Source organism: Pseudomonas sp. So3.2b, assembly GCF_019464415.1.
Classification (GTDB): domain Bacteria; phylum Pseudomonadota; class Gammaproteobacteria; order Pseudomonadales; family Pseudomonadaceae; genus Aquipseudomonas; species Aquipseudomonas shahriarae.
The window spans coordinates 5,906,330-5,922,876 of record NZ_CP080494.1; the positions used below are offsets into that span (position 1 = coordinate 5,906,330).

16 protein-coding genes are annotated in these 16,547 nt (G+C 59.3%); 8 read left to right on the forward strand and 8 right to left on the reverse strand.

Going from position 1 to position 16,547, the window contains the following annotated elements:
• Nucleotides 1-36 precede the first annotated feature (36 nt).
• Entirely contained in the window at nt 37-1,266 is a 1,230-nt protein-coding gene (gene alr / locus K1X80_RS26725) for an alanine racemase (RefSeq protein ID WP_120734271.1), read from the forward strand.
• Nucleotides 1,267-1,535: 269 nt separating this feature from the next.
• Here alr and K1X80_RS26730 read toward each other — a convergent pair whose 3' ends face one another.
• Nucleotides 1,536-1,997: a hypothetical protein gene (locus tag K1X80_RS26730; protein WP_169990365.1), complete on the reverse strand. Its 462-nt coding sequence runs from the start codon at nt 1,995-1,997 to the stop codon at nt 1,536-1,538.
• 508 nt (nt 1,998-2,505) lie between these two features.
• Here K1X80_RS26730 and K1X80_RS26735 point away from each other — a divergent pair.
• The gene (locus K1X80_RS26735) at nt 2,506-2,877 is read left to right on the forward strand and encodes a hypothetical protein (RefSeq protein WP_198830338.1); all 372 of its coding nucleotides are present in this window, start codon (nt 2,506-2,508) and stop codon (nt 2,875-2,877) included.
• Nucleotides 2,878-3,143: 266 nt separating this feature from the next.
• On the opposite strand, the gene fba is transcribed toward K1X80_RS26735, so the two are convergent.
• The 6 genes from fba to tkt all read right to left on the reverse strand — a co-directional run bounded on the left by fba (nt 3,144) and on the right by tkt (nt 9,409).
• Nucleotides 3,144-4,208, reverse strand: coding sequence for a class II fructose-bisphosphate aldolase (fba, locus tag K1X80_RS26740; protein WP_029297347.1), 1,065 nt, complete (start codon nt 4,206-4,208; stop codon nt 3,144-3,146).
• Nucleotides 4,209-4,377: 169 nt separating this feature from the next.
• Nucleotides 4,378-4,713 (reverse strand): MliC family protein, encoded by a 336-nt coding sequence (locus K1X80_RS26745; protein ID WP_057960853.1) that lies wholly within the window; start codon nt 4,711-4,713, stop codon nt 4,378-4,380.
• Nucleotides 4,714-4,773: 60 nt separating this feature from the next.
• The gene (locus tag K1X80_RS26750; protein ID WP_057440235.1) at nt 4,774-4,998 is read right to left on the reverse strand and encodes a hypothetical protein; all 225 of its coding nucleotides are present in this window, start codon (nt 4,996-4,998) and stop codon (nt 4,774-4,776) included.
• Nucleotides 4,999-5,027: 29 nt separating this feature from the next.
• On the reverse strand, nt 5,028-6,191 hold the full coding sequence (locus K1X80_RS26755; protein ID WP_057440234.1) for a phosphoglycerate kinase: 1,164 nt from the start codon (nt 6,189-6,191) through the stop codon (nt 5,028-5,030).
• The gene (epd, locus tag K1X80_RS26760; RefSeq protein ID WP_057960854.1) at nt 6,188-7,273 is read right to left on the reverse strand and encodes an erythrose-4-phosphate dehydrogenase; all 1,086 of its coding nucleotides are present in this window, start codon (nt 7,271-7,273) and stop codon (nt 6,188-6,190) included. The genes K1X80_RS26755 and epd overlap by 4 nt, the downstream gene beginning before the upstream one ends.
• Before the next feature lie 138 nt (nt 7,274-7,411).
• Entirely contained in the window at nt 7,412-9,409 is a 1,998-nt protein-coding gene (gene tkt, locus K1X80_RS26765; protein WP_057440233.1) for a transketolase, read from the reverse strand.
• A 260-nt stretch (nt 9,410-9,669) separates the two neighbouring features.
• Between tkt and K1X80_RS26770 the strand changes: the two genes are divergently transcribed.
• The 5 genes from K1X80_RS26770 to K1X80_RS26790 all read left to right on the forward strand — a co-directional run bounded on the left by K1X80_RS26770 (nt 9,670) and on the right by K1X80_RS26790 (nt 14,726).
• Nucleotides 9,670-10,665 carry a metalloregulator ArsR/SmtB family transcription factor gene (locus K1X80_RS26770; protein WP_057960855.1) on the forward strand — a complete coding sequence of 332 codons (996 nt, stop codon included), beginning with the start codon at nt 9,670-9,672 and terminating at the stop codon, nt 10,663-10,665.
• A 19-nt stretch (nt 10,666-10,684) separates the two neighbouring features.
• Complete coding sequence (gene metK / locus K1X80_RS26775; RefSeq protein WP_057960856.1) at nt 10,685-11,875, forward strand: methionine adenosyltransferase; 1,191 nt, start codon at nt 10,685-10,687, stop codon at nt 11,873-11,875.
• A gap of 249 nt (nt 11,876-12,124) precedes the next feature.
• Entirely contained in the window at nt 12,125-12,472 is a 348-nt protein-coding gene (locus tag K1X80_RS26780) for a DUF1090 family protein (RefSeq protein WP_057440231.1), read from the forward strand.
• Nucleotides 12,473-12,570: 98 nt separating this feature from the next.
• The gene (gene ligB, locus K1X80_RS26785) at nt 12,571-14,250 is read left to right on the forward strand and encodes an NAD-dependent DNA ligase LigB (RefSeq protein WP_370694593.1); all 1,680 of its coding nucleotides are present in this window, start codon (nt 12,571-12,573) and stop codon (nt 14,248-14,250) included.
• An 80-nt stretch (nt 14,251-14,330) separates the two neighbouring features.
• Nucleotides 14,331-14,726, forward strand: a complete 396-nt coding sequence (locus K1X80_RS26790; protein WP_057440229.1) for a DUF1090 domain-containing protein — start codon at nt 14,331-14,333, stop codon at nt 14,724-14,726.
• Between the two features lie 19 nt (nt 14,727-14,745).
• On the opposite strand, the gene K1X80_RS26795 is transcribed toward K1X80_RS26790, so the two are convergent.
• A complete protein-coding gene (locus tag K1X80_RS26795) occupies nt 14,746-15,195 on the reverse strand; it encodes a cytochrome c (RefSeq protein ID WP_057440228.1) in 450 nt (149 codons plus the stop codon).
• 127 nt (nt 15,196-15,322) lie between these two features.
• Between K1X80_RS26795 and K1X80_RS26800 the strand changes: the two genes are divergently transcribed.
• Complete coding sequence (locus K1X80_RS26800; protein WP_220172584.1) at nt 15,323-16,504, forward strand: murein transglycosylase A; 1,182 nt, start codon at nt 15,323-15,325, stop codon at nt 16,502-16,504.
• The last annotated feature ends 43 nt before the right edge of the window (nt 16,505-16,547 follow it).

Below are 16,547 nucleotides of genomic sequence, written 5' to 3' on the forward strand. Positions count from 1 at the left end.
AATGCTTACCTATAAGAAAGTCATGGAGACTCATCAATGCCCTTCACTCGCACCCTACTCGCCCTGTCCATGGGTATGGTTCTGCTGCAAAACCCGGCCTTCGCTGCCCCGCCCTTATCGATGACCGACGGGGTGGCCCAGGTCAGTATCCAGGACAGCAACGCCTGGGTTGAGATCAGCAAAGCCGCGTTTGAACACAACATCCGTACCCTGCAAACCAGCCTCGCCGACAAGTCGAAAATCTGCGCCGTGCTCAAGGCCGACGCCTACGGTCACGGCATTGGCCTGCTGATGCCATCGGTGATCAAGCTCGGTGTGCCTTGCGTGGGCGTGGCCAGCAATGAAGAAGCCCGCGTCGTGCGCGAAAGCGGCTTCAAGGGTCAACTGATCCGCGTGCGTACTGCCGCCCTGAGCGAACTGGAAGCGGCGCTGCCGTACAACGTCGAAGAACTGGTGGGCAACCTCGACTTCGCCGTGCGCGCCAGCCTGATCGCCGAACATCATGGCCGCCCGCTGGTAGTACACCTGGGCCTGAACTCCAGTGGCATGAGCCGCAATGGCGTAGAAATGACCACAGCCCAGGGCCGCCGCGACGCCGTAGCCATCACCAAGGTGCCGAACCTGGAAGTGAAGGCGATCATGACCCACTTCGCCGTCGAAGACGCCGCCGACGTACGCACCGGTCTCAAGGCCTTCAACGAGCAGGCCAATTGGCTGATCGACGTCGCCCAACTGGACCGCAGTAAAATCACCCTGCACGCGGCCAACTCCTTCGCCACCCTGGAAGTGCCCGAGTCCCGCCTGGACATGGTGCGCCCCGGCGGCCTGCTGTTTGGCGACACCGTGCCGTCGTTTACCGAATACAAGCGGGTGATGCAGTTCAAATCCCACGTGGCCTCGGTCAACAGCTACCCGAAAGGCAACACCGTCGGCTACGACCGCACCTACACCCTGAAGCGCGATTCAAAACTGGCCAACATCACCGTGGGCTATTCCGACGGCTATCGCCGGGCGTTCACCAATAAAGGCATCGTGCTGATCAACGGGCATCGGGTGCCGGTGGTGGGCAAGGTGTCGATGAACACGCTGATGGTGGATGTGACGGATGTGCCAACCGTGAAGAGCGGAGATGAGGTGGTGCTGTTTGGCAAGCAGGGGAATGTCCAGACCACCCAGGCGGAGGTAGAGGATATCAATGGGGCGTTGTTGGCTGACCTTTATACGGTGTGGGGGAATTCAAACCCCAAAATACTGGTCGATAAATAAGCCGAACACCATCCAAATGTGGGAGCGGGCTTGCCCGCGATGAGGGCGTATCAGTCATCCATTTATCGACTGATACACCGCTATCGCGGGCAAGCTAGCTCCCACATTGGTTTGTGAGTGCCTGCAAATTCCGAGTACAAAAACCCGAACCTCAAGAGATAAAGAGGCCAGATCTATTTAAAAGTAAAATCGTTCCTCCCCCTTTACAGTCCAACTTTTTATAAGAGCACGAAGCTCCCATCACCACTAGGCGATGCCGCTGCGAAAAATCAATTTTTTCGCAGCCAACCAAATTTCAACTCTTTTTCATAGGCCTTCCTCACATTATTCTCAAATTCAGCCAAGGAATAAGCAGCACCACTTCCCCGCTTATAAGTACCGGCTCTTAATTGCGACAAGACCCCAGATGCTAACTCTTCATAGCTAACCGAGCCTTTAAAACCTGGGAACTCGTCTCCACCGCGATGCCCGATTATATAGGTGATTCTTTGATCGTCTGTGGGGGACTCTTCGAAGTAGTAGTGACGACTATCAAATTCAGCCTGCTCCTCGTCATACTGCTGAAGCAGCTTTGTTTCCTCAGGGGTTAAAGGTTTATTCGACATACCACCTTCAAACGGCGGATATTTTTCCCACACCGTGCCTTTAATCGATTCCAGATGCTTCCGGCGTTCCAAAGCATTTTTAGTTTCAGCACTTACAACGGGTGGATTTACAAAATCATACTCCATGACTTAAAACCTCGCCAAACAAGTTAATAAAATAAATACATTCTATGGCTCGCCCTAAATCGCTAAAAACCACACAATAAAAAATAAACCAACAACCATTAAATTCAACCTGTCAAATCCTGCAAAACCTAGAACTTTCCGTCATTAAACACACAAAGGATATTTCATCCAAATCTTAAAACAGTCTATTTGCACACACCTAACTCAACGCACAAACTTTCAAATGAAAAGTCTTCACCCATAAAAAACCTTATCGCTGCAGGTTTCCCTAAGCGCTCGGAGGGTGGAGAGGGAGAGATATTAGCAACAAATTTATTTTGCAGTTAAATAGCCCCCCTTTTACAGTCAGCCTTCGTTAAGTACATTAAAAATTTCACTTATAACACCTATCGCAAAACTTCATTAAACACTGTCATTTCTGACAGCAACTCCAAAAAAATACATATTTAAAATTGGTCATACCCTAGGCCTAAGCAAGGCCATCCATCTATATAGGTTGAGGTACATCATGAACAAGGAAGGCTCTCTCACTGCTCGTATGTACACTTCCGGATACCCCCTCACTTGTAGGCTGGGTTTCCAAAAAATTGAAAACGGCACATATGAAAGCGGTGATCACGCCAAATACGCCGACGGAATACCATTCCCAGTGCTTAACTATGTAAAAACAAACCACCTGTGTGCGAGCACAGGCGAACATAGCATCGCAGTAGTATTTAACTTTGAACATGTGGGCAATGGGGAGTACATAACCACCAGCGCAGACGGTAATTTTTTCCCTGGCCACTATTTGGGAATCACCAGCCACGGACACGTAAACGCTTATAAATCAAGAGAAAAAAAGAACAATTTTCTTTTAAGAAAAACGGAAAGTACCTAACACTTAGCGACATTACAGGTAATGTAGTTTCTGACTTGGAAATGATCTGCAAAGATGGCGAGATAGAACTGTACAATAAAATCGTACTCGAACCAAGCGCAGGCAGACAATGGTCCGCTTTTGTTCGAACAGTGAGCGGTAGCGTCGGGCTTGTGGGAAAAAATATTACATTACGAATCGAAGAGCGCAACGTCTAATAGTTAAAGAAAAGATAGAAAAACCCGCCTCTTGGCGGGTTTCTCATCAACGCGACTAAACGCTAAGGCTTAGTTGACCTTAGCGTTCAACTCACCTTTCAAATACCGCTGATACATCGCTTCCAACGACACAGGCTTGATCTTCGAAGCATTACCGGCCGTGCCGAACGCTTCGTAACGCGCAATACATACATCACGCATCGCAGTCACAGTGGCGCCGAAGAACTTACGCGGGTCAAACTCGCTCGGGTTGGTGGCCATCAGGCGACGCATCGCACCGGTGGAAGCCAGGCGCAGGTCGGTGTCGATGTTGACCTTGCGCACGCCGTGCTTGATGCCTTCGACGATTTCTTCAACCGGTACGCCGTAGGTTTCTTTGATGTCGCCGCCGTACTGGTTGATGATCGCCAGCCATTCTTGCGGTACCGAGGAAGAACCGTGCATCACCAGGTGGGTGTTGGGGATGCGCTTGTGGATTTCCTTGATGCGGTCGATGGCCAGCACGTCGCCGGTAGGCGGCTTAGTGAACTTGTACGCGCCGTGGCTGGTGCCGATGGCGATGGCCAGGGCGTCGACCTGGGTGCGCTTGACGAAGTCAGCGGCCTCTTCCGGGTCGGTCAGCATCTGGCTGTGATCCAGCACGCCTTCGGCGCCGATCCCGTCTTCTTCGCCGGCCATGCCGGTTTCCAGGGAGCCCAGGCAGCCCAGCTCGCCCTCTACCGAAACGCCGCAGGCATGAGCCAGGGCCACGGTTTGTTGGGTGACGCGCACGTTGTAGTCGTAGTCGGTCGGGGTCTTGCCGTCTTCGCCGAGGGAGCCGTCCATCATCACCGAGCTGAAGCCCAGTTGGATGGAGCGCTGGCATACGTCAGGGCTGGTGCCGTGGTCCTGGTGCATGCACACCGGGATGTGTGGGAATTCTTCGATTGCCGCGAGGATCAGGTGACGCAGGAACGGTGCGCCGGCGTATTTGCGGGCACCGGCCGAAGCCTGGACGATCACTGGGGAGTCGGTCTTGTCAGCGGCTTCCATGATGGCGCGCATCTGCTCAAGGTTGTTGACGTTAAAGGCTGGGACGCCGTAGCCGAACTCGGCTGCGTGATCCAGCATTTGACGCATGCTGATAAGTGCCATTGTGTCTCTCTCCCGGTCGAGGGTCGTTAATCGTGCAAGCCTGCCGTAGCGGCGGCTGCTATTCAAGTTATTGCAGATCAAGGGGTTGAGCCTTGGCCTGCTGAATCGTTATTGCAGGGTGCGGTTCGCAATCTTTGTCGAATTGGAACCGGATCCCATGTGCTCTGTATTACTGGGCCTTGCAGCCCCGGCCGATCAAATCATCGGTGGCAACCCAATAAACCAGGCCTTCCTCACCTTTTGTGTGAAACGCCAGTTGCTCATTGCTGTACAGCGCGCCGGAAGCGGCCACATCTTCCTTGAGGCGATACACCAGGTCGGAGCCGCCGAGGCGCACATCCACCTGCTTGTGGTCGGTATCGACAAACCGCCAGTTCACCTGGGCCTGGCTGTCGCATACCCAGGTGGTCCATGGTTCTTGCTGCGCTGGTGCCTTGTTGAACATGTTCAGGTTGGCACAACCGGCCAATAGAGCCAGTGCTGCCAGGGCGATAACGCCTTTCATTGCCAATCCTCGAACGGCGGCCCGAGGCCGCCACTGCTGTCGGTTAGTGAATCAGACCCATCAAGGGCAACCCTGTTCCTTACCTTTGGGCGGGGAATCGTATTTCTCCAGACCGTCGGGCCCTATGCGCTTGCTGATCACCGGCATGGTTTCAGCCTGCCAGTCGGCCTGGTAGCAGCCCTTGTGCGGTGCAGCCCCTGGGGCGTCGTCTGCCGGCGCCTTGGGCGCGCTGCCGCAGCCAGCCAACAGGCCTGCTGCAATCACCAGCGCGAATGGCTTGATCATGGGAATGCTCCTTTTCCAGGCTGCGGGACTCAGCCCTTGGCTCGACTTTCCAGCACTTCAACGGCTGGCAGGACCTTGCCTTCGACAAACTCAAGGAACGCGCCACCACCGGTAGAAATGTAGGAGATCTGCTCAGCAACGCCATACTTGTCGATGGCCGCCAGGGTGTCGCCACCGCCGGCAATGGAGAATGCCGAGCTTTCAGCAATCGCCTTGGCCAGCACTTTGGTGCCGTTGCCGAACTGGTCGAACTCGAACACACCGACCGGGCCGTTCCACAGGATAGTCCGGGAGGCTTTCAGCAGCTCGGCGAAGTTGGCCGCCGTTTGCGGGCCGATATCCAGGATCATGTCGTCAGCCGCCACATCTGCGATCAGCTTGACGGTCGCTTCGGCGCTTTCGGCAAATTCCTTGGCAACCACCACGTCCACCGGCAGCGGCACGCTGACCTTGGCCGCGATGGCACGGGCGGTGTCCAACAGGTCCGGCTCGTACAGCGACTTGCCTACCGGATGGCCAGCAGCGGCCAGGAAGGTATTGGCAATGCCGCCGCCCACGATCAGTTGGTTGCAGATCTGGCTCAGGCTGTTGAGCACGTCCAGCTTGGTCGACACCTTGGAACCGGCCACGATGGCAGCCATTGGCTGGGCTGGTGCGCCCAGGGCCTTGCCCAGTGCATCCAGCTCGGCAGCCAGCAACGGGCCAGCAGCGGCCACCTTGGCGAACTTGGCCACGCCATGGGTCGAACCCTCGGCGCGGTGCGCGGTGCCGAAGGCGTCCATCACAAACACGTCGCACAGCGCAGCATATTGCTGGGCCAGTTCGTCGCTGTTCTTCTTCTCGCCTTTGTTGAAGCGCACGTTTTCGAACAGCACGATGTCGCCGGCCTTGACGTCAACACCGCCCAGGTAGTCAGCCACCAGCGGCACTTCGCGGCCCAGGGCCTTGCTCAGGTAATCGGCTACAGGCTTGAGGCTGTTTTCGGCGGAGAACTCACCTTCGGTCGGACGACCCAGGTGGGAGCAGACCATCACGGCCGCGCCTTTTTCCAGGGCCAGCTTGATGGTCGGCAGCGAAGCCAGGATTCGCGCATCGCTGGTGACTACACCGTCCTTGACTGGGACGTTGAGGTCTTCGCGAATCAGTACGCGCTTACCTTGCAGATCGAGGTCGGTCATCTTCAACACGGTCATGGTCGCAGTTCCTGAATTACTTGATTTTGAAGGGCTAATTTTGAAGAAGCGATGTGCAGATAATGCTCCGCAACATCCAGCATGCGGTTGGCAAAGCCCCATTCGTTATCGAACCAGGCCAGGATATTCACCAACCTGGGGCCGGAAACGCGGGTCTGGCTGGCATCGACGATGGCCGAATGCGGGTCGTGGTTGAAATCACAACTGGCGTGCGGCAACTCGGTGTACGCCAGCAGGCCTTTGAGCGGGCCGCTGGTGGCAGCCTCGCGCAGGATCCGGTTGACCTCGCTGGCGTCGGTGTCGCTGACAGTCTGCATGGTGATATCCAGGCACGACACGTTCACCGTCGGCACGCGCACTGCTTTGGCCTGGATTCGCCCGGCAAGTTCCGGCAGCAGGCGTTCAATACCACGAGCCAGGCCGGTGGACACCGGAATCACCGACTGGAACGCCGAACGGGTACGGCGCAGGTCTTCATGGTGATAGGCGTCAATCACCGGCTGGTCGTTCATCGCCGAGTGAATAGTGGTAATCGACACATACTCCAGGCCAATCGCCTGGTCCAGCAGGCGCAACAACGGCACACCGCAGTTGGTGGTGCAGGAGGCGTTGGACACCAGCAACTCGTCACCGGTCAGGCAGTCCTGGTTGACCCCATAGACGATGGTGGCGTCGACATCCGCCTCGCTGGCCATCGGCTGGGAAAACAACACGCGCGGCGCGCCGGCGTCGAGGAACCGCTGGCCATCGGCCCGGGTGTGGTAGGCCCCGGAGCATTCCAGCACCAGGTCGACGCCCAGCGCCGCCCAGTCGATGCCCTCGGGCGTGGCACTGCGCAAAACCTTCACGCAGTTGCCATTGATATGCAGACAATCGCCGTCGATCCGCACTTCGCCGGGGAACCGGCCGTGGGTGGAGTCGAAGCGCGTCAGGTATTCGATGCTGGCCATGTCGGCCAGATCGTTGATGGCGACAATTTCAAACCCGGCCGCCGCCCCTCGCTCGAACAGCGCACGCAAGACGCAACGACCAATCCGGCCGTAGCCGTTGAGTGCAACTTTGTAGGGACGGGGTTGAGGCATGGGGTTCTCGATCAATGTTCGTTCAGTGTTGAATGTTCCATCGCTATCGCGGGCAAGCCCGCTCCCACATTAGACCGAGATCCAAATGTGGGAGCGGGCTTGCCCGCGATGGCGCCAGTACAGACAACGCAGACTGACTTAGTCTTCCAGCAGCTCTTCAGCCTGACCCAGGATGTTTTCCAGGGTGAAACCGAACTCTTCGAACAACGCTGGCGCCGGCGCCGACTCACCGTAGGTGGTCATGCCGATCACGCGACCTTCCAGGCCCACGTACTTGTACCAGTAGTCGGCATGCGCCGCTTCGATGGCAATACGCGCGCTGACCTGCAACGGCAGGACCGATTGCTTGTAGTCGGCGTCCTGGGCTTCGAACACGCTGGTGCACGGCATGGACACAACGCGCACGTTGCGGCCTTGGGCGGTCAGCTTGTCGTAGGCCTGAACGGTCAGGCCCACTTCGGAACCGGTGGAGATCAGGATCAGCTCCGGCTCACCGATGCAGTCCTTGAGCACGTAGCCACCACGGCTGATGTCGGCGATCTGCGCGTCAGTACGCACCTGGTGTTGCAGGTTCTGACGGGAGAAGATCAGCGCCGAAGGGCCATCCTTGCGCTCGATCGCGTGCTTCCAGGCCACTGCGGATTCCACCGCGTCGGCTGGGCGCCAGCAATCCAGGTTCGGCGTGGTGCGCAGGCTGGTCAGTTGCTCGACCGGCTGGTGCGTCGGGCCGTCTTCGCCGAGGCCGATGGAGTCGTGGGTGTACACATGGATCACACGTTTCTTCATCAGCGCGGCCATGCGTACGGCATTGCGCGCGTATTCCATGAACATCAGGAAGGTCGCGCCGTAAGGCACCAGGCCGCCGTGCAGGGCAACGCCGTTCATGATGGCGCTCATGCCGAACTCGCGCACGCCGTAGTACATGTAGTTGCCGCTGGCGTCTTCAGCCGAGACACCTTTGCAGCCTTTCCACAGGGTCAGGTTGGAACCGGCCAGGTCAGCCGAACCGCCGAGGAACTCAGGCAGCAACGGGCCAAAGGCGTTCAGGGTGTTCTGGCTGGCTTTACGGCTGGCGATGGTCTCGCCCTTGGCCGCGACTTCGGCGATGTAGGCCGAGGCTTTTTCCGAGAAATCAGCAGGCAGGTCACCGGCCAGGCGGCGTACCAGTTCGTTGGCCAGCTCCGGGAACTCTGCGGAGTAGGCCGCAAAACGCTGGTCCCACTCGGCTTCTGCGGCGCGACCGGCTTCCTTGGCGTCCCACTCGGCGTAGATATCAGCCGGGATTTCGAACGGGCCATGGTTCCACTTCAGCGCTTCACGGGTCAGGGCGATTTCCGCGTCACCCAATGGGGCGCCGTGGCAGTCTTCCTTGCCTTGCTTGTTCGGCGAACCGAAGCCAATGGTGGTCTTGCAGCAGATCAGGGTCGGCTGTTCGCTTTTGCGCGCGGTTTCGATGGCGGTCTTGATCTCTTCCGGATCATGGCCGTCAACATTGCGGATCACCTGCCAGTTGTAGGCTTCGAAACGCTTTGGCGTGTCGTCGGTGAACCAGCCTTCGACTTCGCCGTCGATGGAGATGCCGTTGTCATCGTAGAAAGCAATCAGCTTGCCCAGGCCCAGGGTGCCGGCCAGGGAGCTGACTTCATGGGAAATGCCTTCCATCATGCAGCCATCACCCAGGAACACGTAGGTGTGGTGGTCGACAACATTGTGGCCTGGACGGTTGAACTGCGCCGCCAGGACTTTTTCTGCCAGGGCGAAGCCCACGGCGTTGGCCAGGCCTTGGCCCAGGGGACCGGTGGTGGTCTCGACGCCTGGGGTGTAGCCGAATTCCGGGTGGCCCGGGGTGCGGCTGTGCAGTTGGCGGAACTGCTTGAGGTCGTCGATGGACAGGTCATAGCCGGTCAGGTGCAGCAACGAATAGATCAACATCGAGCCATGGCCGTTGGACAGCACGAAGCGGTCGCGATCGGCGAACGACGGGTTGCTCGGGTTGTGTTTCAGGTAGTCACGCCAAAGTACCTCGGCGATATCCGCCATGCCCATTGGGGCACCGGGATGGCCGCTGTTGGCTTTTTGCACGGCATCCATGCTGAGGGCACGAATGGCGTTGGCACGCTCACGACGGCTGGGCATCGCTGATCTCCTGGAGGTTGAATAAAAGAAACGGAAAAAAGGACCGGCATTTTCCCTCAGCCAAGGCCTCAGGGGCAATGACAGATACCGACTTATGTAGGTTTTTCCTGTGGTTTGGACTGCATTGGCGGCAAGAACACTTCCCGCCGTTCGTCTAAAGGTTATAGCGCCTGCTTATAACCACCGATTATCGACCAATATCAAAACTTTTTGATATTGGCCTTGCGGGGATTTGACCTCATCACTAGACTGCTGGCCTTATGAACTTACCTGCGCCTTCCATTCGCCCCGACGATTGCGATGAGCTGGCGGCCCTGTGCAAGGCCGGCGGTGATCCGCTGCGCTTGAATGTACTGCGCGCCCTGGCCAACGACTCGTTTGGTGTGCTGGAACTGGCGCGGATCTTTGCCATTGGCCAGTCCGGCATGAGCCACCACTTGAAAGTGCTGGCCCAGGCCGACCTGGTGGCCACCCGCCGTGAAGGCAATGCGATTTTTTACCGTCGCGCCCTGCCCCACACCGATTTGCTGGGTGGCAAGCTGCACGCTGCATTGCTCGAAGAAGTGGACAACCTGGCCCTGCCGGCTGACGTGCAGTCGCGGATCGCCCAGGTCCACGGGCAACGCGCTGCGGCCAGCCAGGACTTTTTCTCCCGGGTGGCGGACAAGTTCCGCGCCCAGCAGGACCTGATTGCCGGGTTGCCTCAATACCGCGAAAGCGTATTGGCGCTGCTCGACAAACTGGGCTTCAACCCAGGTGCCACGGCGCTGGAAGTCGGCCCGGGCGACGGCGGGTTCCTGCCGGACCTGGCACGACGCTTCCACCAGGTGACGGCGCTGGACAACAGCCCGGCCATGCTGGAACTGGCGCGCCAGCTGTGCGAGCGCGAACAATTGGGCAACGTCCGCCTGCAACTGGCCGATGCCTTGAATGAGGTCGGGCTGCAAGCCGATTGCGTGGTGTTGAACATGGTCCTTCACCATTTTGCCGCGCCGGCCGATGCTCTCAGGCAGATGGCCGGTTTGCTGCAACCGGGTGGCAGCCTGCTAGTAACTGATTTATGCAGCCACAACCAGAGTTGGGCCAGGGAGGCCTGCGGTGATCTATGGTTGGGGTTTGAACAGGACGATCTGGCCCGTTGGGCCACCGCTGCGGGACTCGTTCCCGGGGAAAGCCTGTATGTAGGCTTACGTAATGGTTTCCAGATTCAGGTCCGCCACTTTCAGCGGCCAACTGGCGACACTCACCATCGGTAAATATCAGGAAAACATCGAGATGAGCGAATATTCCCTTTTCACCTCCGAGTCCGTGTCTGAAGGGCATCCGGACAAAATCGCCGACCAGATTTCTGATGCGGTGCTGGACGCCATCATTGCTGAAGACAAGTTCGCCCGCGTGGCGTGCGAGACGCTGGTGAAAACGGGCGTGGCGATCATCGCCGGTGAAGTCACCACGTCGGCCTGGGTCGACCTGGAGCAAATCGTCCGTGACGTGATCACCGACATCGGCTACACCAGCTCTGACGTCGGCTTCGACGGCGCGACCTGCGGCGTGATGAACATCATCGGCAAGCAGTCGCCCGACATCAACCAGGGTGTCGACCGCGCCAAGCCAGAAGACCAGGGCGCCGGCGACCAGGGCCTGATGTTCGGCTACGCCAGCAACGAAACCGACGTGCTGATGCCTGCACCGATCACCTTCTCGCACCAGTTGGTCAAGCGCCAGGCCGAGGCCCGTAAATCCGGGCTGCTGCCTTGGTTGCGCCCGGACGCCAAGTCCCAGGTGACCTGCCGTTACGAAGGCGGCAAAGTGGTGGGCATCGACGCGGTGGTGTTGTCGACCCAGCACAATCCGGAAGTCTCCTACAAAGACCTGCGCGAAGGTGTGATGGAGCTGATCGTCAAGCACGTGCTGCCTGCCGAACTGCTGAGCAAGGACACCCAGTTCCACATCAACCCGACCGGCCAGTTCATCATCGGCGGCCCGGTGGGCGACTGCGGCCTGACCGGGCGCAAGATCATCGTCGACAGCTACGGCGGCATGGCCCGTCACGGCGGTGGCGCGTTCTCCGGCAAGGATCCCTCCAAGGTTGACCGCTCGGCAGCCTATGCCGGTCGTTACGTGGCCAAGAACATCGTCGCCGCTGGCCTGGCCGAGCGTTGCGAGATTCAGGTGTCCTACGCCATTGGTGTGGCCCAGCCTACGTCGATCTCGCTGAACACCTTCGGCACCGGCAAGATCAGCGATGACAAGATCGTCAAGCTGGTGCGTGAGATCTTCGACCTGCGTCCGTACGCAATCACCACCATGCTCGACCTGCTGCACCCGATGTATCAGGAAACCGCGGCCTACGGCCACTTCGGTCGTACCCCTGAACAGAAGACCGTCGGCGACGACACCTTCACCACGTTCACCTGGGAAAAAACCGACCGCGCCGACGACCTGCGCACCGCTGCCGGTCTGTAATCGCAGCACGTAGCACCCAAAGCCCCACCGGGTTTTCCCGGTGGGGCTTTTTGTTGCGCTTTTTTGCGGGCGGGGGTTAGCGCGACGGCGAACCTGGCAAATAGTTCACATTTATTGGATCCAAACCTTGCAGGCTAAATGATGGCCCACTAGAATTCGCGCCCTCCCGAGCCCTTAACCACATTGGATACTGCACTGCGCCTGCTCGGGACAGCCAAGTGCGCAGGCAATCGAACATTGAGGTTTTTCATGCGTATTTCCACCTTCGCTCCTGCCGCCGTACTGCTCAGCCTGTTCGCCCTGCCAGTGCAAGCCGCTGACCTGAGCGGCCTGACTGGCGCCCTGACTTCCCAACTGGGCGGCGCTACCGGCAACTGCGAAAAACAGAGCCAGGAGCTGCAAGCCAAAGTCGACGCCGCCAAAGCCAATGGCGAGGACCTGAAAGTGAAGGCCATGCAGGCAGCACTGGACCAGGTAAACAAAGGTTGCAAAAAAGTCGGCGAGTCCCAAGGCAAGCTCGACGAAACCGCGCAAAAGCAGCAGGCCAAGGCTGACAGCAACGACACCGTGAAAGCCCTGGGCGGTCTGTTCAAGTAAGCAGAAACACCCGGTAAAAAGCCTCGCGCCTGCGGGGCTTTTTTATGGGCGTTTGCTTGCTTTAGGCTGGGCGCCCCTTCAGAGCAAGGATGCTCATGATGACACCACGCCTGCTGACCTACCTGCTATTGATGCTCTTCCCTATCGTCGCTTGGGCGCAGGGCTGCCCGGACTGGCAAGCCGACAAGGCCCGGGACGAAATCACCGCCCTGCAACGACAAATCGACCTCTGGGACGACAGCTACCACCGACTCGGCCAATCCCTGGTCAGCGACGAGCTCTATGACCAGGCCCGCATGCGCCTGGAGCAATGGCGGACTTGCTTTGCACAGGCGCCGTCACCTGCGCAAAATCCCCTGGCCAGCTCGCGGGGCACTGTCGCCCATCCCGTCCCGCACACGGGCCTTGAAAAGTTGGTCAACGACCGCGCCGTGGCAGACTGGATCGGCACACGCAGCGACCTGTGGATACAACCCAAGGTCGATGGGGTGGCCGTGAGCCTGGTCTATCGTGGGGGTCGCCTGGCCCAGGTGATCAGCCGCGGCGACGGCCTGTCCGGCCATGACTGGACGGACTCGGCCCGCAAGATCCCCGGCCTTGTGCAACAACTGCCCGAGGCCATCGACCTGCTCTTGCAGGGCGAGCTGTACTGGCGCCTGGACGCCCATATACAAGGGGAGACGGGCGGCATGAATGCCCGCAGCAAAATCTCCGGGCTGATGAACCGCCAACACCTCAATGACGCCGACGCCGCCGGCATCGGCCTGTTTGTCTGGGCCTGGCCGCAAGGGCCGGCGGACCTCAAGCAGCAGTTGGACACCCTTGCACACTGGGGTTTTACCGACAGCCGTCGCTACAGCCAGCCCATCGACACCTTCGAGCAGGCCCGTCACTGGCGAGCGTTCTGGCATGGGCACCCTTTGCCCTTCGCCACTGATGGCGTGGTGCTGCATCAAAGCCAGCGCGCCCCGGCCGAACGCTGGCAGGCCAGTACGCCTTACTGGGCTGTTGCCTGGAAATACCCGGTCATCACAGCCCTGGCCCATGTGCGCCAGGTGCAGTTCAAGATCGGCCGCACCGGCCGTATCACCCCGGTCCTGGAACTGCACCCGGTAATGCTCGACGATCGCCAGATCAAGCGCGTCAGCATCGGCTCGTTGAAACGCTGGCAACAGCTCGATATCCGGCCCGGCGACCAAGTGTCCATCAGCCTTGCCGGCCAAGTGATTCCCAGGCTCGACCAGGTCATCCTGCGCAGCTATCCACGGGTCGATGTCGCGGCCCCGGTGGCGGGCGACTTCCATCACCTGAGCTGCTTGCGTCTGGCCCCGGCCTGCGAGGAGCAACTGCTGGCCCGACTGACCTGGCTCAGTGGCAAGCAGGGGCTGGATCTGCCACACATTGGCCGCGAGACCTGGAACTCCTTGATCCAGGCCGGTCAAATCAGCGGTTTGGTGGATTGGTTGAACCTTGATGAGACAGAGCTTGCTACCATTGACGGATTCGGCGACCGCAGCACGACGCGCCTGCTTGCGAGCCTGCAGACCGCACGTCAGCGACCGTTCGCTCAATGGCTGATGGCGCTGGGGGTTCCACCGACCGCCCGCAATAACCTGGTGGGTGGCTGGCATGCCCTGGCCGCCCGCGACACGCAAGCCTGGCAGGCCGAGGCAGGAATCGGCCCGGGACGCGCGGCGCAGTTGAGCGCCTTTTTTCGCGACCCTCAGGTGGTGGCCATGAGCGAAACACTACGGGCTGCCGGGATCGACGGCTTTTAGGCCCGGCCCGCTACATTCATCGGTACCGGCAGAAATCATCCTGCCCACCTGACAACGATCTTGTTTATTTTGGAGTTCTTATGAAGTTTCTTGCACCGCTTGCCCTGTTGACCGTCACCAGTTTTCTGACCACTCCCTTGCTGGCTGCCGAGACAGCCCCGCAACTGACCGGTTGCGCTGCCAAGCGCCAGGCCATCAGCCTGCAGATCGAACAAGCCAAGGCCCATGGCAACAGTGAGCAACAAGCCGGTCTGGAAAAAGCCTTGAGCGAAGTCACCGCCCACTGCACCGACGCCTCCCTGAAAAAGGAACGCGAGAACAAGGTGCTGGATGCCAAGCACGAAGTCAGCCGTCGTCAGGCTGACCTCGACAAGGCCATGAAAAAAGGCGACTCCGAGAAGATCAACAAGCGTAAGGACAAGCTCGCCGAGTCGCGCAAAGAGCTACAGCAAGCCCTCGACGACCTGGACAAGTAAGACGCATCCGACCGATGCCTCAATGGTCGCGAAACTGCTTATGACAGGCGCTGCACGCATCTTCGACTTTCTGCACGGCCGGCTTCAGGTCACTGGCTTTGTACGGCTGCACCTGGCTGGCGATCACCAACTCACCGGTGGCCGCCTCAAGGTTGCGCGCCAGTTCCTGGAACTGGGCCTGTTTCTGCCATACATCGTCCTTGGCACTGGTGTGATCTTCTTCGCGCACCGTTGGAAAGTGCTTCCACGGCTCATGGGACAGGGTGTCGAGCTTGACCGCACCCTCGGCAAATTTCGCCCCGTCGAACGGAATACGGCCGCGCAGCATCCCGCCCAGGTCTTCGCCGGTCTTGAGCATCTGCTTGAAGATGGCCTTGCGCTGGCCCAATGGCGAGTTCGGATCCACGCCGCCGCAGGCGGTCAGCGTCAAAGCGGCCAGCAATACAACAGTCAGTTTTTTAAAAGTCATGGTGGCTCAGGGTCACGGGAAACGGCGGCCAGTATCCCCGCCCCGCCCGGAAAGACCAATAGCCCTATTAATAATATGGACGCTTGTGCCGTAATCGGTACCGGCTACCGCCTTGGGAATTACTTGCATGAATAACCTGTTGAACCCCTGGAGCCGCCGACTGGCATGGGCTCTGCCGATGATCGCGCTGCTCGCCGGATGCGACGGCGGCAACGCCCCGACCCCCAAGCCCGAGCCGGAAAAACCCCACTCCGTGGCGACCTATGTCAGCGCCACCTGGGAAGCCCTGCCGGAAGTTTCGGACACTGACCTGCAAGCCGGCTTCGAATCCTGGCGCAGTGCCTGCCAACGCCTGAAGAACGATCCGGTGTGGGGCACCACCTGCGCTGCCGCGGCCAATGTGCCGGGCAATGCCGGTGATATCCGGGGTTTCCTCAAGCAACAGCTGGAGGTGTATGGCTTGCGCTCGGCAGACAACACGCCCAATGGCCTGATCACCGGCTACTACGAACCGGTCTACCCCGGCAGCCTTACCGAAACCAAGACCGCCCATGTTCCTGTGTACGGGGTGCCGGACGACCTGATCATCGTCAACCTGGAAAGCATCTACCCGGAGCTCAAGGGCAAACGCCTGCGTGGGCGCCTGGAAGGGCGGGTACTCAAGCCCTATGACGATGCCGGCACCCTCAACCAGCAAGGCTCCAGCGCCAAGCCCATCGCCTGGCTGACCCACCCGATGGACCTGCAATTCCTGCAAATCCAGGGTTCGGGCCGCATCCAGTTGGCGAACGGTCGTCAACTGCGCGTGGGCTATGCCGACCAGAACGGTTTCCCCTACCGCCCTATCGGCCGCTGGCTGGTGGAGCAAGGCGAGTTGAAGAAAGAAGAAGTGAGCATGGGCGCCATCAGTGCCTGGGCCAAGGCCCATCCCGAGCGGATCCCGGAGTTACTGGCGAGCAACCCCAGCTACGTGTTCTTCAGCACCCGGCCCGACAGCAATGAAGGCCCGCGCGGCTCGCTGAACGTACCGCTGACCGCAGGCTACAGCGTGGCCGTAGACCGCAAGGTGATCCCACTGGGCAGCCTGCTGTGGTTGTCCACCACCCGTCCCGATGGCGCACCGATCGTACGGCCGGTAGCGGCCCAGGATACGGGGGGCGCGATTGTCGGCGAGGTGCGTGCAGACCTGTTCTGGGGCACGGGTGATGCAGCGGGCGAGCTGGCCGGGAACATGAAGCAGCAAGGCCAGATCTGGATGCTGTGGCCCAAGGGTGCGGCGCTGCCTCAAGTGCCGGACGCGCCTTTGTAGGAACCGGTTTACCGGCGATGGCGGTTTCAAATCCGCCATCGCT

Excerpts from the sequence above, each read along its gene's own strand:
- K1X80_RS26800 (WP_220172584.1), top strand. The coding sequence starts at position 15,323 with ATGAATAACCTGTTGAACCCCTGGAGCCGCCGACTGGCATGGGCTCTG.
- tkt (WP_057440233.1), bottom strand. The coding sequence starts at position 9,409 with ATGCCCAGCCGTCGTGAGCGTGCCAACGCCATTCGTGCCCTCAGCATG.
- K1X80_RS26730 (WP_169990365.1), bottom strand. The coding sequence starts at position 1,997 with ATGGAGTATGATTTTGTAAATCCACCCGTTGTAAGTGCTGAAACTAAA.
- K1X80_RS26780 (WP_057440231.1), top strand. The coding sequence starts at position 12,125 with ATGCGTATTTCCACCTTCGCTCCTGCCGCCGTACTGCTCAGCCTGTTC.
- K1X80_RS26755 (WP_057440234.1), bottom strand. The coding sequence starts at position 6,191 with ATGACCGTGTTGAAGATGACCGACCTCGATCTGCAAGGTAAGCGCGTA.
- fba (WP_029297347.1), bottom strand. The coding sequence starts at position 4,208 with ATGGCACTTATCAGCATGCGTCAAATGCTGGATCACGCAGCCGAGTTC.
- metK (WP_057960856.1), top strand. The coding sequence starts at position 10,685 with ATGAGCGAATATTCCCTTTTCACCTCCGAGTCCGTGTCTGAAGGGCAT.
- K1X80_RS26750 (WP_057440235.1), bottom strand. The coding sequence starts at position 4,998 with ATGATCAAGCCATTCGCGCTGGTGATTGCAGCAGGCCTGTTGGCTGGC.
- epd (WP_057960854.1), bottom strand. The coding sequence starts at position 7,273 with ATGCCTCAACCCCGTCCCTACAAAGTTGCACTCAACGGCTACGGCCGG.
- K1X80_RS26770 (WP_057960855.1), top strand. The coding sequence starts at position 9,670 with ATGAACTTACCTGCGCCTTCCATTCGCCCCGACGATTGCGATGAGCTG.
- K1X80_RS26790 (WP_057440229.1), top strand. The coding sequence starts at position 14,331 with ATGAAGTTTCTTGCACCGCTTGCCCTGTTGACCGTCACCAGTTTTCTG.
- ligB (WP_370694593.1), top strand. The coding sequence starts at position 12,571 with ATGACACCACGCCTGCTGACCTACCTGCTATTGATGCTCTTCCCTATC.
- K1X80_RS26745 (WP_057960853.1), bottom strand. The coding sequence starts at position 4,713 with ATGAAAGGCGTTATCGCCCTGGCAGCACTGGCTCTATTGGCCGGTTGT.
- K1X80_RS26795 (WP_057440228.1), bottom strand. The coding sequence starts at position 15,195 with ATGACTTTTAAAAAACTGACTGTTGTATTGCTGGCCGCTTTGACGCTG.
- alr (WP_120734271.1), top strand. The coding sequence starts at position 37 with ATGCCCTTCACTCGCACCCTACTCGCCCTGTCCATGGGTATGGTTCTG.
- K1X80_RS26735 (WP_198830338.1), top strand. The coding sequence starts at position 2,506 with ATGAACAAGGAAGGCTCTCTCACTGCTCGTATGTACACTTCCGGATAC.